Origin of the sequence: Streptomyces sp. FH025, assembly GCF_017427025.1 — a bacterium.
Classification (GTDB): domain Bacteria; phylum Actinomycetota; class Actinomycetes; order Streptomycetales; family Streptomycetaceae; genus Kitasatospora.
The window spans coordinates 1-15,329 of sequence record NZ_JAFLNG010000113.1; the positions used below are offsets into that span (position 1 = coordinate 1).

Here is a 15,329-nt window from a genome sequence, read left to right on the forward strand (position 1 = left end):
CGGATGCATGATCAGCATTCAGGTGGATATGTGCATAAAGGACGCCACCCAGGAGGAGAGACTCGTGAGCTTTTCGGATTCGGCCCGTGAGACGGCCACCAGGACCCGGGACACCGCCGTGCTGTTCGCGGACGGCGCCAAGCAGCGTCTCGGGCCCGCCTTGGACGCCCTCGGGCCGAAGGCCTCCCAGGCCGCCCACCATCTCCGCGCCCAGTACGACCGGCACCTCGCCCCGCAGTTCGGCCAGGCCTTCGCCAGCCTGTCGCCCGAGGCCCAGGAGCACACCCTGAAGGCCCTCCACCGGGCCCAGGAGGCCGCTCTGGCGGCCCGCCTGTCCGCCGCCCGCGCCGCCGACCAGGCCCGCGCCGCGGTCACCCCGGTCGCCCAGGAGGCCCAGGCCCGCAGCGCCGCCGCGCTGACCGCCCTGCACGGCAACGTCAGCTCGGCCGAGATCAGCGAGATCGCCGCCCGGAACGCCCGCAAGCAGCGGTGCAACAGCTGGGCCACCGGCCTCGCGGTGGCCGGCGTACTGGCGATCGGCGGCGGCATCGTCGCCTGGCAGTGGTGGCGCCGGCACAGCAACCCGGAGTGGCTGGTCGAGCCCCCGGCCCCGCAGGCGGCCGGCCCGCACGGTGCGACGACCCCGGTGAACGGCGCCGCCCCCGGGGACGCCGGCGAGCCCACCGACGCCTCGCCCACCGCGCCCGGCACGGACGAGCCCCGCACGGACGGGTCCACCGGGGACGACCGCCCGCAGCCCTAGCGGACGGCCCTGGCCCCGGAAACGACCGAGGGCGGCCGACCCGTCATTCCAGGTCAGCCGCCCTCATGGCGCTGTGGAGCATAGGAGACTCGAACTCCTGACATCTGCCTTGCAAAGGCAGCGCTCTACCAACTGAGCTAATGCCCCTCGACGGCACGGCGCGTGCCAACGGGCACTAGCGTACCGGGTTCCGACGCCATTCCCAGCGCCATCCCCTTGGAAGAACCGGCCGGTCCGGTCACTCGACCGGGCCGACCGGTTCGGGAGGCGCGGTCGGGCGCCTCCGAAGACCGTCGATCGTCAGATCGTCCGGGGCTCAGCGACCGGCCGGAACCGGGTCGGTGGCCTCGGTCCACAGGTCCTGCTCGGCGCGGTCCGCCTGGACCTGACGGTAGACAAAGAAGCCGCCGAGGGCGACCAGGGCGACCAGGAGGAGCTTCTTCACCGCGGGACCTCGTCCTTCTTGCGTTGGTGGACTCAAGAGCCGGTGCTCCCGGTCCGAGTGACCGGGCCGACGAGTCCAGATGTGTTTCGAGCGCGAACGGGCGGCCGGGTGCCAGACTGCCCTTGCGGCCGATGATACACACCGGTATCCCAATCGTGACCAGCCACCGGCGCGGCCAACCCTGCGGTCCGGTCGGATGATTGACGCCGCACCTCCTGGCGCGCGGTTCGTCCGCACGCGGTCCGTCGGCGGAGCCCCCGTCCACACCGGCCGGCAGGCGGTCCTGGAGCCACCCCGGAGCGGTCCGGGGGCCGGGGGCCGCGGGGCCCGGGAGACGTCGAGGGACCCCGGGAAACGTCGAAGGGCCCGGAGTGGATCACTCCGGGCCCTTCGTGGCGGTGGGCCTAACAGGACTTGAACCTGTGGCCTCTTCCTTATCAGGGAAGCGCTCTAACCGTCTGAGCTATAGGCCCGCACTGGAAGGAGATCCTACCGGAATCCGGCCGATCCGCGAAAACGTCGAAGGGCCCGGAACGAATCGCTCCGGGCCCTTCGCGGTGGTGGGCCTAACAGGACTTGAACCTGTGGCCTCTTCCTTATCAGGGAAGCGCTCTAACCGTCTGAGCTATAGGCCCTTGCCGCACTGAAAGATTAGCGGACCGACCGCGAATCTCCCAAATCCGTTTCGGCGGCGGTCACCACGGGGGTCGCGGCAGGGACCCCCGCGGCCGGGCGAACCAGCCACTCCTCACGGGTGGGCGGCAGGCCCGCCGAGCCCTCCTCGGTGCTGCGGACGGCGAGGACCTGGTTGACGCCGATCCGGTTCTGCTCGAAGGCGAGCGCCGAGGCGGCCATGTACAGCCGCCAGACCCTGGCCCGGCCGCGGCCGACCAGCCTGACCGCCTCCGTCCAGTGCGCCTCCAGGTTGGCCACCCACTCGCGCAGGGTCAGCCCGTAGTGCTCGCGCAGCGACTCGACGTCCCGGACCTCGAAACCGGCCTCCTCCAGCCGGGCCACGGTGGAACCGACCGGGGAGAGCTCGCCGTCGGGGAAGACGTAGCGGTCGATGAAGGAGCTGGTGCGGTGCGGCTCGCCGGGGATGTCCGGGCGGCGGGCGATCTGGTGGTTGAGCAGCCGGCCGCCGGGCACCAGCAGCCGGTACAGGCCCTCGGCGTAGACCCGGTACTGCTCGGAGCCGACGTGCTCGGCCATCCCGACGCTGGAGATCGCGTCGAACGGGCCGTCGGCGATCTCCCGGTAGTCCTGCAGCCGGACCTCGACCCGGTCGGCGAGGCCGGCCTCCTCGACCCGCGCGCGGGCCAGGGCGACCTGCTCCTTGGAGATGGAGACGCCGACCGCGGTGACGCCGTAGTGCTTCGCCGCGTGCAGCAGCAGCGAGCCCCAGCCGCAGCCGACGTCCAGCAGCCGCATCCCGGGCCGCAGGCCGAGCTTGCGGCAGATCAGGTCGAGCTTGGCCTCCTGGGCGGCCTCCAGGCTCTTCGCCTCGGGCGTCCAGTAGGCGCAGGAGTACACCATGGACGAGCCCAGCACGAGGCCGTAGAACTCGTTGCCGACGTCGTAGTGGTGGCTGATGGCCGCACGGTCCCGGCTGCGGCTGTGCAGCCGCCCCTGGGCCCTGCGGACCTCCTCCGGGGGCGGTGTGGGCTCCGGGCCGAGCGCCCCGGCCCGCAGGACGGCGCCCAGCGCCTTGCGGCCCCTGGGGCCGATGACGTCGCGCGGCCCGAGGGCCATGGTGCGGATCTCCGGCCGCTCGGCGAAGCGGGCGACGGCGGAGAGCGTCTCGTACAGGTCGGTGCCGGGGGCGAGCTCCAAGTCCCCCGCGACGTAGGCCCGGGCGAGGCCCAGCTCGTTCGGCTGCCAGACCAGTCGGCGCAGGGCCCGGCGGTTGCGCAGGACCACGGTGGGTGCCCCCGGCGGCCCGGCGACGCTGCCGTCCCAGGCCTGCACCCGCAGCGGTACCGGGACCCCCAACAGCCCGTCCAGGGCCTCGACCAGTTGACCTGCGAGCTTCGCCACCCCGCGCCTCCGTCCAGTCGTCCTGCGGAACCTCAGCTGACCCGGTCGAGCGGACCGGGGGCGGCCTGTGGCACTCCCTGGGCGGGAACGGGCGGCGTCCAGCTAATCCCACCGCGGACGGCCCGTTTCCGGGCGGCGCGCCGCGGGGTACCGGCTGTCACCCGAAATGCCGACGGGCCCCGCAGGCTGCAACAGCCTGCGGGGCCCGTACATTCCGCCCGTGGACGGCGACCTGACCGGTGGTCAGGATCCGGCCATGATCAGTCCTCTTCGGCCAGGGTCAGCTCGACGCCGCCGGTGAAGCCGGCCGCCGCGTTGTAGATGAAGGCCGAGAGCGTGGAGAGCGCGGTCAGCAGCACGACGTCGACCACGGCGATCAGCGTGGTGAACATCATCACCTTGCCGAAGCCGATGTAGTCCATCAGGTTCAGGGTGCTGCTGGCGTTGTCCGCGCCGCCGCCGGTGACGTCCTTGAGCGTCTTGGTCAGCGAGTCGAAGACGCCGAGCGAGTCCAGCGTCATCCACAGCACGGCCGCGGCCACGATGATGATGATGCCGACGGCCAGCGACAGCAGGAAGCTGACCTTCATCACCGACCACGGGTCGACCTTGGTCACCCGCAGCCGGGCCTTGCGCGTCCGACCGAGGGTGCCGCCGGCCGCAGGAGCGGCGGCCGGGCGGCGCGCCGCACCGGGGACGGGCGTGCCGCCGGGCGGGGTGTTGCCGGTCCGGGTGCCCCGGGCCGGGGTCGGCTGCCCCTTGGCGTAGGTGGTCGGCTGCGAGAAGCCGCCCGAGCCGGGGGCCTGGCCGCCCGGCGGGGGCGGGTTCTGGCCCCCGTACGTCGTCCCGCTCTGGCCCGCTCCGCCGACCGGTGGCATCAGCGAGGTGGACGCGGCCGGGTGCTCGGTCGGCGGCTGCGGCACGCCGTACGAACCCCCGCCCTGCTGCGCGCCCGGACGGCCGCCGGAAGATCCCCCCGCAGCACCCGTGGCTCCACTCACCTGGTCCTCCCGCACTTCCCACCAGGGCGGCGCCGCCCTGGTCCGTCACTCGTCATCCAGCGCCCGGCGGGATTGCCCGGAACTGGTCGGCGTCCGGTGCCGTCGCGCCCACTCTCTGGACGCGACGGCTCCGGTCTGCGGTTCGGTTCAGACCTCGACGTCTCCGCCGACCGCCGTCCCCGTACCCTCGGCCGTCTCGGTGGACTCGGTGTCCGCGACCTCGTCCTCCGCCGTCTCCTCGTCCTCGGCCTCCGCGTTGCGGGCCATGCCCACGACCGCGTCGCGCTTCCCGAGGTTGATCAGTTGGACGCCCATCGTGTCACGTCCGGTTTCACGAACCTCGGAAACCCTCGTGCGGATCACCCCACCCGAGAGGGTGATCGCCATGATCTCGTCGGTGTCGTCGACCACGAGTGCCCCGACCAGCGAGCCCCGGCCCTCGACGATCTTCGCCGCCTTGGTGCCGTAGCCGCCGCGTCCCTGGACACGGTACTCGTCCACGCCGGTGCGCTTGGCGTACCCGCCGTCGGTGGCGGTGAAGACGTAGGTGCCCGGGCGGACGACGTTCATCGAGAGCAGTTCGTCGTCCTCGCGGAACGCCATGCCCTTGACGCCGGAGGTGGCGCGGCCGGTGGGCCGCAGGGCGTCGTCGGTCGCGGTGAAGCGGATCGACTGGGCCTTCTTGGAGACCAGCAGCAGGTCGTCCTCGGCGGAGACCAGCTCGGCGCCGATCAGCTCGTCGTCCCGGCCCTCCTCGTCCTGGCGCAGGTTGATCGCGATCAGGCCGCCGGAGCGCGGGGAGTCGTAGTCCTTCAGCGCGGACTTCTTCACCAGGCCGGCCCGGGTGGCGAGGACCAGGTACGGCTTGTCCTCGTAGGTGCGGACGGCCATCACCTGGGTGATGTGCTCCTCCGGCTGGAAGGCCAGCAGGTTGGCCACGTGCTGGCCGCGGGCGTCGCGCCCGGCGTCCGGCAGCTCGTAGCCCTTGGCGCGGTAGACCCGGCCCTTGTTGGTGAAGAACAGGATCCAGTTGTGGGTCGTCGTCACGAAGAAGTGGTCGACGATGTCGTCCTGCTTGAGCTGGGCACCGCGCACGCCCTTGCCGCCGCGCTTCTGCGAGCGGTAGAGGTCGGAGCGGGTCCGCTTGACGTAGCCGCCGCGGGTGATCGTGACGACGATGTCCTCCTCGGCGATGAGGTCCTCGATGGAGAGGTCGCCGTCGGAGGGGATGAGGGTGGAGCGCCGCTCGTCGCCGTACTTCTCGACGATCGCGGTGAGCTCCTCCGAGATGATCCCGCGCTGGCGGGTCGGCGAGGCCAGGATCGCGTTGTACTCGTCGATCTTGCGCTGCAGCTCGTCGTGCTCGTCCGTGATCCGCTGGCGCTCCAGGGCGGCCAGGCGGCGCAGCTGCATCTCCAGGATGGCGTTGGCCTGGAGCTCGTCGATGTCGAGCAGGCCCATCAGGCCGGTGCGGGCGGCGTCGGCGCTGGCGGAGGCCCGGATCAGGGCGATGACCTCGTCGATCAGGTCCAGGGCCTTCAGCAGCGCGCGCAGGATGTGGGCGCGCTCCTCGGCCTTGCGCAGCCGGAAGGTGGTGCGCCGGACGATGACCTCGACCTGGTGGTTGACCCAGTGCCGGATGAAGGCGTCCAGCGACAGGGTGCGCGGCACGCCGTCGACCAGGGCCAGCATGTTGGCGCCGAAGTTGGTCTGGAGCTCGGTGTGCTTGTACAGGTTGTTGAGCACGACCTTGGCGACCGCGTCGCGCTTGAGCACGACCACCAGGCGGGTGCCGGTGCGGGACGAGGACTCGTCGCGGACGTCGGCGATGCCGGCGATCTTGCCGTCCTTGACCAGGTCGGCGATCTTCAGCGCGAGGTTGTCCGGGTTGACCTGGTACGGCAGCTCGGTGATCACCAGGCACTGGCGGCCCTGGATCTCCTCGACCTCGACCACGGCGCGCATGGTGACCGAGCCGCGGCCGGTGCGGTAGTAGTCGTCGATGCCGCGGCGGCCGACGATCAGCGCGCCGGTGGGGAAGTCGGGGCCCTTGATCCGCTCGATCAGGGCCTCCAGCAGCTCCTCGGCGGAGGCCTCCGGGTTCTCCAGGTACCAGAGCGCGCCGGAGGCGACCTCGCGGAGGTTGTGCGGCGGGATGTTGGTGGCCATGCCGACCGCGATGCCGGTGGCGCCGTTGACCAGCAGGTTGGGGAAGCGGGCCGGCAGGACGGTCGGCTCCTGGGAGCGGCCGTCGTAGTTGGGCGCGAAGTCGACGGTCTCCTCGTCGATGTCGCGCATCATCTCCATGGCCAGCGGCATCATCTTGCACTCGGTGTAGCGCATGGCCGCGGCCGGGTCGTTGCCCGGGGAGCCGAAGTTGCCGTTGCCGTCCACCAGCGGCATCCGCATCGACCACGGCTGGGCCAGGCGGACCACGGTGTCGTAGATCGAGGTGTCACCGTGCGGGTGGTAGTTGCCCATCACGTCGCCGACGACGCGGGCGCACTTGTAGTAGCCCTTCTCGGGGCGGTACCCGCCGTCGTACATCGCGTAGAGCACGCGGCGGTGCACCGGCTTGAGGCCGTCGCGGACCTCGGGGAGCGCACGGCTGACGATCACGCTCATCGCGTAGTCGAGGTACGAGCGCTGCATCTCGGTCTCGAGCTCGACCGGCTCGATCCGCATGGTCGCCTGGGCGGTGGCCTCTGCGGCCTCGGGGGTCTCGGGCTGTTCGCCTTCGGGACGGTTGTCGTCGACCACTGGTGGTCAGTTTCCTTTCACGCGGACTGGTACGTGCGGGGCCTGGGGTGCAGGCGTCACACGTCCAGGAAGCGGACGTCCTTGGCGTTGCGCTGGATGAAGGAGCGGCGGGCCTCGACGTCCTCGCCCATCAGCACGGAGAACAGCTCGTCGGCGCGGGCGGCGTCCTCCAGGGTGACCTGGAGCAGCAGCCGGTGCTCGGCGTCCATGGTGGTGACCCGCAGTTCCTCGGCGTTCATCTCGCCGAGACCCTTGAAGCGCTGGATCGCGTCGTCCTTGGGCAGCCGGCGCCCGGCCTCGACCCCGGCGGCGACCAGGGCGTCGCGCTCGCGGTCGGAGTAGGCGTACTCGAAGTCGTCCTTGCCCCACTTGATCTTGTACAGCGGGGGCATGGCGAGGTAGACGTACCCGGACTCGACCAGCGGCCGCATGAAGCGGAACAGCAGGGTCAGCAGCAGGGTGCGGATGTGCTGACCGTCGACGTCGGCGTCGGCCATCAGGACGATCTTGTGGTACCGCAGCTTGGACTCGTCGTAGTCCTCCTGGATGCCGCAGCCGAAGGCCGAGATCAGCGCCTGGACCTCGGTGTTCTGCAGCACCTTGTCGATCCGGGCCTTCTCGACGTTCAGGATCTTGCCGCGGATCGGCAGGATGGCCTGGGTGCGCGGGTCGCGGCCCTGCTTGGCCGAGCCGCCTGCGGAGTCACCCTCGACGATGAAGATCTCGCACTCGGACGGGTCCTTGGACTGACAGTCGGACAGCTTGCCCGGCAGCGAGGCGGACTCCAGCAGGCCCTTGCGGCGGGTGAGGTCGCGGGCCTTGCGGGCGGCGACGCGCGCGGTGGCGGCCTGGATGGACTTGCGGATGATGTCCGAAGCCTCGTTGGGGTTGCGGTCCAGCCAGTCGTTGAGGTGCTCGTTGACGACCTTCTGGACGAAGGTCTTCGCCTCGGTGTTGCCGAGCTTGTCCTTGGTCTGGCCCTCGAACTGCGGCTCGCCGAGCTTGACCGAGATGATCGCGGTCAGACCCTCGCGGATGTCCTCGCCGGAGAGGTTGTCGTCCTTCTCGCGGAGCAGCTTCTTGTCCCGCGCGTAGCGGTTGACCAGGCCGGTCAGCGCGGCGCGGAAGCCCTCCTCGTGGGTACCGCCGCCGTGGGTGTGGATGGTGTTGGCGAAGCTGTAGACCCCCTCGGTGTACGAGGAGTTCCACTGCATCGCGATCTCCACCGAGATCGCCTTGTCCTTGTCCTCCGCCTCGAAGTCGATCACCGAGGGGTGGATGACCTCGCCCTTGCGGGAGTTGAGGTGGGCGACGAAGTCGGCGATGCCGCCGTCGTACTTGTAGGTGACGGAGAGCGGCTTGCCCTCCTCGTCCACGTGCTCGGGGCGCTCGTCGGTCAGCGAGATCGACAGGCCCTTGTTGAGGAAGGCCATCTCCTGGAAGCGCCGGGAGAGGGTCTCGAAGGAGTAGACCGTGGTCTCGAAGATGTCGGCGTCGGCCCAGAAGGTCACCGTGGTGCCTGTGCGGTCGGTCTCCGCGCCCTTGACCAGGGCGGCGGTCGGCGCGCCCATCTTGTAGTCCTGGGTCCAGATGTGGCCGTCCTTGTGGATCTCCACCGAGAGCCGGGTGGACAGCGCGTTCACCACGGAGACACCCACGCCGTGCAGACCGCCGGAGACGGCGTAGCCGCCGCCGCCGAACTTGCCGCCCGCGTGCAGGACGGTGAGCACGACCTCGACGGCGGGCTTGTCCTGGCCGGGGACGATGTCCACCGGGATGCCGCGGCCGTTGTCGACGCAACGGATGCCGCCGTCGGCCGTGATCGTGACGTCGATGGTGGTGGCGTACCCGGCCATCGCCTCGTCGACGGAGTTGTCCACGACTTCCTGCACCAGGTGGTGCAGGCCGCGCTCGCCTGTGGAACCGATGTACATGCCGGGGCGCTTGCGGACGGCGTCGAGGCCTTCCAGCACCTGGATGTTGCTACCGGTGTAGGAAGCCTGGTCGGTCTGGTCTGGGGTCTGGCTGGGGTTGCCGGAATCGGCCACGAAGCGCCCTCTCTGGCACAGCGCGGGCCGCATTCCCTCCCCGTGCGGGCGGGCGTGCGACCACGGCGTTTCGACTCGGTTGCCACTAGCAACAGTGTTTGGCTCTCAGTCTACCGGTACGACTGACATAGATGGGCGTTTGGCAGCCCTTGAAGGCAGATATGCCGCCCTGAATCCCCTCTGCACATGTCCCGATACTCGACAGGGGGGCTCGGAGCGCCTGGAAGGGCCGTCAGGGGTTCCGGAAGATCGCCGTCCGATCTCGGCCGGGCCGGCCGGGTCAGCCCCAGGTGTCGCCGGGGCCCTTGCTGCCCGGCGCGCGCAGCCGGCCGTAGCCGCGGGCGGGCGCCGCCGGGCCGAGCACCTTGATGGTCCTGACCGTGCCGTGGCCCAGCTCGTGGTTCAGACGTGCCACCAACTGCCGTGCCAGCCAGCGAAGTTGAGTGGCCCAGGCGGTGGAGTCGCACTGCACGGTGAGCACTGCGGCGGCCTCGTCGTAGGAGGAGGGGTGGCAGTGGGCGGCGATGTCCGGACCGACGATCTGCGGCCAGCGGCCCATCACCCCGCCGACCGCGGCCGAGGACTCCCAGCCGCGCTCGGTCAGCAGCCGGTTCAGCGCCGCCCCCAGCGGGACCGGGTCGCGGCCGTCCGAGCGGGCCCCGCTGCGCAGACCGTGCCGCCGCGCCTCGCGCTTCTGCTGGACCTGCTCGCCGCGCTGACGGGCCTGGGCGCGGGCGGCCCGCAGGGCGGACCGGGCGAGGTCGGCACCGGTGGGCGCGGGGGCGTCGGGACCTCCGGTGCGGGGGGAGTTCTCCGCCGGCTCGCTCACGGCGATCTCCTTTCCCCAGCCTGTGGACAACCGATGAGCCGTCCAGCCTACGGGAGCGCGGGAACGCCGGACGGCGGCACCTGCCCGCGCCGCGGGCCGTGCCGGTGGTGGAGGTACGAAGGATCAGGCGTCGATACGCTGGACCGCGCCGTCGGAGACCGCGAACCGGGCGCCGGACAGCGCCTTCGGGACGTCCTCGGCCACCGCCGCGGTCACCAGCACCTGCTCGCCGTGGGCGACCAGCTCGGCCAACCGGTCCCGCCGGGCGGCGTCCAGCTCGGCGAACACGTCGTCCAGGATCAGCACCGGCTCGCCGCCGTCCGCCCGCAGCAGCTCGTACGAGGCCAGCCGCAGCGCGAGCGCGAACGACCAGGACTCGCCGTGGCTGGCGTAGCCCTTGGCGGGCAGCGGGCCGAGCTTGAGCACCAGCTCGTCGCGGTGCGGGCCGACCAGGGTGATCCCGCGCTCGACCTCCTGCTTGCGGACCGCCCGCAGCGCGTCCAGCAACTGCTCCTCGGCCTGCTCGCGGCTGGTCGGCAGCTCGCCCTCGAAGGAGCTGCGGTACTCCAGGGAGGTCTCGCCGCCCCCGGGGGCCAGCTGCCCGTAGGCGGCCGTCACCAGCGGTTGCAGGGCGGCCACCAGCTGGATCCGGAAGGCCGTCAACTCGGCTCCGGCCCGGGCCAGATGGCCGTCCCAGACCTCCAGGGTGGACAGGTCCGCGCCCTTGCCGCCGCCGGCCCGTCGGGCCATCGCGGCGGTCTTCAGCAGGGCGTTGCGCTGCTTGAGGACCCGCTCGTAGTCCTGCCGGACCCCGGCCAGCCGGGGCGCACGGGCGGTCAGCAGCTCGTCCAGGAAGCGCCGGCGCTCGCCCGGGTCGCCCTTGACCAGGCTGAGGTCCTCGGGGGCGAACAGCACGGTGCGCAGCAGGCCCAGCACGTCGCGCGGGCGGACGTTGTCGGAGCGGTTGATCCGGGCCCGGTTGGCCTTGCCCGGGGTCAGCTCCAGCTCGATCAGGGTGGAGCGGCCGCGGTCCACCACCGAGGTGCGGATCACCGCCCGCTCGGCGCCCAGCCGGATCAGCGGGGCGTCGGTGGCGACCCGGTGACTGCCCAGGGTGGCGACGTAGCCGATCGCCTCGACCAGGTTGGTCTTGCCCTGGCCGTTGGGCCCCACGAAGGCCGTCACGCCCGGGTCGAGGGGAACCTCGGCCCGGGCGTACGACCGGAAGTCGGCGAGCGACAGGTGCGCGACGTGCATGGCTGTGGACTGCGCCCGCCTTCTTGTGGAGAACCTGCTGGTTACTTGGACTCGACCGCGTGGCCGCCGAACTGGTTGCGCAGCGCGGCGATCATCTTCATCTGCGGCGAGTCCTCCTGGCGGGAGGCGAAGCGGGCGAACAGCGAGGCGGTGATCGCCGGCAGCGGCACGGCGTGGTCGATCGCGGCCTCGACGGTCCAGCGGCCCTCGCCGGAGTCGGCGGCCCAGCCGCGCAGCTTGTCCAGGTGCTCGTCCTCGTCCAGGGCGTTGACGGCCAGGTCCAGCAGCCAGGAGCGGATGACGGTGCCTTCCTGCCAGCTGCGGAAGACCTCGCGCACGTCGGTGACCTCGGGGGCGGCCTCCAGCAGCTCCCAGCCCTCGGCGAAGGCCTGCATCATCGCGTACTCGATGCCGTTGTGGACCATCTTGGCGAAGTGGCCGGCGCCGACCGCGCCCGCGTGCACGTTGCCGAACTCGCCCTCGGGCTTGAGCGCCTGGAAGATCGGCTGGACCTTGGCGACGTGCTCGGCGTCGCCGCCGTACATCAGCGCGTAGCCGTTCTCCAGGCCCCAGACGCCGCCGGAGACGCCGCAGTCGACGAAGCCGATGCCCTTGGCGGCCAGCGCCTCGGCGTGCTTGACGTCGTCGGTCCAGCGGGAGTTGCCGCCGTCGACGACGACGTCACCGGGGGAGAGCAGCTCCGCGAGCTCGTCGACGGTCGCCTGGGTGGCGGCACCGGCCGGGACCATCACCCAGATCACGCGGGGGCCCTGGAGCTTGGTGACGAGCTCCTGCAGGCTCTCGACGTCGGAGATCTCCGGGTTGCGGTCGTAGCCGACGACGGTGTGGCCGGCGCGGCGGATCCGCTCGCGCATGTTGCCGCCCATCTTGCCGAGACCGATGAGGCCGAGCTCCATGACCAAATCCTTACTGTGGGGACGTGCTGGCGGCGGCGCCGTTGCCGCATTCCCCGAGCCTACGCTTCCGGCGGCGGCGGACTCCCGCTGGTCAGGCCGACCGGAGGGAGACGTCCACAGGCTGTGCACAGCGGGTGTGCACAGCCTGTGGGTAACGGAGCTGATGGGCTCAGCGCCGGTGGCTCAGCCGGAGAGGCGGACCGGCATGATCAGGTACTGGTACGCCTTGTCCTCCTCGGCGTCCACCGAGACCTTGCCGCTGAGCAGGGCCGGCTTGGTCGGGGTGGTGAAGCTCAGCTGGGCGAAGGGGGAGTCGATGGCCTTGAGGCCCTCCTCCAGGTAGCCCGGGTTGAAGGCGATCGAGATGGCGTCGCCCTCCAGGGAGGCCTCGATCCGCTCGGTGGCCTGGGCGTCGTCGCCCGAACCGGCCTCGAGGGTCAGCACGCCCTCCTCGAAGTTGAGCCGGACCGGGGTGTTGCGCTCAGCGACCAGCGAGACGCGCTTGAGCGCCTCCAGGAACGGCTGGGTCTGGATCGCCGCGACCGCGTTGAACTCGGTCGGGAAGAGGCTGCGGAACTTGGGGAACTCGCCCTCCAGCAGCCGGGTGGTGGTCCGGCGGCCGGCGCCCTCGAAACCGATCAGGCCCTCGCCCGCGCCGCCCGAGGACAGCGCGATCGAGACGTTGTCGCCGCTGCCCAGGGACTTGGCGATGTCCTGGAGGGTCTTGGCGGGCACCAGGGCGACCGCGGAGATGTCCGACTGCTCGGGCTTCCACAGCAGCTCGCGGACGGCGAAGCGGTAGCGGTCGGTGGCGGCCAGGGTGATCCGGTCGCCCTCGATCTCGACCCGGACACCGGTGAGCACCGGCAGGGTGTCGTCACGGCCGGCGGCGACCGCGGCCTGGCTGACTGCGGAGGCGAAGACGTCCCCGGAGACGGTGCCGGTGGCGGTCGGCATCTGGGGCAGCGCCGGGTACTCGTCCACGGGCAGGGTGGGGAGGGTGAAGCGGGAGCTGCCGCAGACCACGCTGACCCGCTGGCCGTCGGTGGAGATCTCCACAGGCCTGTTGGGAAGGTTGCGCGAGATGTCGTTGAGCAGTCGACCGGAGACCAGGACGGTGCCGGCCTCCTCGATGTCCGCCTCCAGCTCGACCCGGGCCGAGACCTCGTAGTCGAAGCCGGACAGCGCCAGGCTGCCGTCCTGCGCCGTCAGCAGCAGGCCGGCCAGCACCGGCACCGGCGGCCGTGCCGGGAGGCTGCGGGCAGCCCAGGCCACCGCCTCCGCGAGGACGTCACGCTCCACCCGGAACTTCACCGGTAACCGCCTCCTGGATCGAGCGCTCCCGCTCGCACTCTGGTTCGTCTGGTCTTGATCGTCGGTTCCGCTGTCCGCCGAGCTCTGCCACTCCGCTTCCAGCTGCCAAGGACAGTCTGACGTACTCCGCCGACAGACGGGGCAGACGGGCGGAAGCAAGTCGAACAGATGTCGGGGCGCGGTTGTCCACAGATTTCGGGCCCACCCACTTGGAAAGCAAGTCCGAGCTCTATCTGTGTAGCGGTAGTAGTAGGGCCTGTGGAAACCGTGGATAACCCCGTTTCCGCAGGTCAAGGCCCGATTTTTGTCCACAGTGGGTGTGGACGGAGGCTGTGGACGGACAGGCCCCGCTGTGGACAGCCGAGCGTTACCCACAGGGCACGCTGGGTATCCACAGGTTATCCCCAGGGCTGTCCCCAGATCCGGGCCCGGTTATCCACGGGCGCCGGTCAACTTTTCGTGACGCCTTTCACACCAGGGCATGAACGCCAGCTCACGGTTGTCGAACTGTGGATCATGCTGTGGACAACCTGGGGATAACCGCCCGCGCCCTGGGGACAACCGGTGGATAACCCGGACGGCCCACTGGCGGCCCCTCAATTGTCCACACCCTGTGGATAACCGTTGTGCACAAGTCCACAGGCACCTGACCTGCGCGGAAGAGCGTAGCGGCGACGAGCCTGTGGACGAATTCTGGATAACTCCGGGCTCCACGGCCTGTGGACTGTGGGAAGGGGGCCCGTCCTGTGGACAACGGCCTTGCGCGCCTCCGGGTTTCGAATCACCGGTCAGTTGTTCGGCGCGGGCTGTGGACTGGCGGAACGTCCGTCGAGGGCATCCCTGCCCAGCCGCGGCGCCGTACACACCTGTGGATGCGCGAAAAGGGCGTCAGGATCGCTCCTGACGCCCTCCGGGCCGCACCGCGCAGCGGCGGCTAGCTCTTGATGCGGTTGGTCAGTTCGGTGACCTGGTTGTAGATCGAGCGCCGCTCGGCCATCAGCGAGCGGATCTTGCGGTCCGCGTGCATCACGGTGGTGTGGTCGCGCCCGCCGAACTGCGCGCCGATCTTCGGCAGCGAGAGGTCGGTGAGCTCCCGGCACAGGTACATCGCGATCTGGCGGGCCGTCACCAGCACGCGGCTGCGCGAGGATCCGCAGAGGTCGTCCACGCTCAGGCCGAAGTACGCGGCGGTCTGCTGCATGATGACCTGCGCGGTGATCTCCGGGCCGGCGTCCTCGTCCCCGCCCGGGATCAGGTCCTTGAGGACGATCCCGGCCAACTCCAGGTCCACCGGCGCCCGGTTGAGGTTGGCGAAGGCGGTGACCCGGATGAGCGCGCCCTCCAACTCCCGGATGTTGCGGGTGATTCGGGACGCGATGAACTCCAACACGTCGGCGGGAGCGTTGAGTTGCTCCTGGATCGCCTTCTTGCGCAGGATCGCGATCCTGGTCTCCAGCTCCGGCGGGGTGACGTCGGTGATCAGCCCCCACTCGAAGCGGTTGCGCAGCCGGTCCTCCAGCGTGGTCAGCAGCTTGGGCGGCCGGTCCGAGGAGAGGACGATCTGCTTGTTCGCGTTGTGCAGGGTGTTGAAGGTGTGGAAGAACTCCTCCTGCGTGGACTCCTTGCTCGCGAGGAACTGGACGTCGTCCACGAGCAGGATGTCCATGTCCCGGTAGCGGCGGCGGAAGGTGTCCGCCTTGCCGTCCCGGATCGAGTTGATGAACTCGTTGGTGAACTCCTCCGAGGACACGTAGCGCACCCGGGTGCCCGGGAAGAGGCTGCGCGAGTAGTGCCCGATGGCGTGCAGCAGGTGGGTCTTGCCCAGCCCGGACTCGCCGTAGATGAAGAGCGGGTTGTACGCCTTGGCCGGGGCCTCGGCGACCGCCACCGCCGCCGCGTGCGCGAAGCGATTGCTGGCGCCGATGACGAAGGTGTCGAAGAGGTACTTGGGGTTCAGC

General features: G+C 70.5%; 11 protein-coding genes and 3 tRNA genes. 1 reads left to right on the forward strand and 13 read right to left on the reverse strand.

Annotated features, from left to right (window positions below; all coding sequences use genetic code 11):
- Positions 1–64 precede the first annotated feature (64 nt).
- Positions 65–763: a DUF5324 family protein gene (locus tag J0670_RS11340; protein WP_207811369.1), complete on the forward strand. Its 699-nt coding sequence runs from the start codon at positions 65–67 to the stop codon at positions 761–763.
- A gap of 74 nt (positions 764–837) precedes the next feature.
- On the opposite strand, the gene J0670_RS11345 is transcribed toward J0670_RS11340, so the two are convergent.
- From J0670_RS11345 to dnaA, 13 genes are all read right to left on the reverse strand, one after another.
- Positions 838–910 (reverse strand) — tRNA-Ala (locus J0670_RS11345).
- A gap of 169 nt (positions 911–1,079) precedes the next feature.
- Complete coding sequence (locus tag J0670_RS39110) at positions 1,080–1,208, reverse strand: DLW-39 family protein (protein ID WP_014137031.1); 129 nt, start codon at positions 1,206–1,208, stop codon at positions 1,080–1,082.
- Positions 1,209–1,607: 399 nt separating this feature from the next.
- Positions 1,608–1,681 (reverse strand) — tRNA-Ile (locus J0670_RS11350).
- Between the two features lie 85 nt (positions 1,682–1,766).
- Positions 1,767–1,843: transfer RNA gene (locus tag J0670_RS11355), tRNA-Ile, on the reverse strand.
- Between the two features lie 16 nt (positions 1,844–1,859).
- Positions 1,860–3,245 (reverse strand): cyclopropane-fatty-acyl-phospholipid synthase family protein, encoded by a 1,386-nt coding sequence (locus tag J0670_RS11360; protein WP_207811370.1) that lies wholly within the window; start codon positions 3,243–3,245, stop codon positions 1,860–1,862.
- Between the two features lie 260 nt (positions 3,246–3,505).
- Positions 3,506–4,246, reverse strand: a complete 741-nt coding sequence (locus J0670_RS11365; RefSeq protein ID WP_307806480.1) for a DUF3566 domain-containing protein — start codon at positions 4,244–4,246, stop codon at positions 3,506–3,508.
- Positions 4,247–4,393: 147 nt separating this feature from the next.
- Entirely contained in the window at positions 4,394–6,931 is a 2,538-nt protein-coding gene (gyrA, locus tag J0670_RS11370; RefSeq protein ID WP_207811378.1) for a DNA gyrase subunit A, read from the reverse strand.
- A 131-nt stretch (positions 6,932–7,062) separates the two neighbouring features.
- On the reverse strand, positions 7,063–9,087 hold the full coding sequence (gene gyrB / locus J0670_RS11375) for a DNA topoisomerase (ATP-hydrolyzing) subunit B (protein WP_207811371.1): 2,025 nt from the start codon (positions 9,085–9,087) through the stop codon (positions 7,063–7,065).
- A gap of 247 nt (positions 9,088–9,334) precedes the next feature.
- Positions 9,335–9,883, reverse strand: a complete 549-nt coding sequence (locus J0670_RS11380; protein ID WP_207811372.1) for a DUF721 domain-containing protein — start codon at positions 9,881–9,883, stop codon at positions 9,335–9,337.
- A gap of 123 nt (positions 9,884–10,006) precedes the next feature.
- Entirely contained in the window at positions 10,007–11,140 is a 1,134-nt protein-coding gene (gene recF, locus J0670_RS11385; protein WP_207811373.1) for a DNA replication/repair protein RecF, read from the reverse strand.
- Between the two features lie 41 nt (positions 11,141–11,181).
- Complete coding sequence (gene gnd, locus J0670_RS11390) at positions 11,182–12,057, reverse strand: phosphogluconate dehydrogenase (NAD(+)-dependent, decarboxylating) (RefSeq protein WP_207811374.1); 876 nt, start codon at positions 12,055–12,057, stop codon at positions 11,182–11,184.
- A gap of 183 nt (positions 12,058–12,240) precedes the next feature.
- Positions 12,241–13,371: a DNA polymerase III subunit beta gene (gene dnaN, locus J0670_RS11395; RefSeq protein WP_207811375.1), complete on the reverse strand. Its 1,131-nt coding sequence runs from the start codon at positions 13,369–13,371 to the stop codon at positions 12,241–12,243.
- 934 nt (positions 13,372–14,305) lie between these two features.
- Positions 14,306–15,329, reverse strand: a 1,024-nt coding sequence (gene dnaA / locus J0670_RS11400; protein ID WP_207811376.1) for a chromosomal replication initiator protein DnaA, incomplete at its 5' end; no start/stop codon positions are given.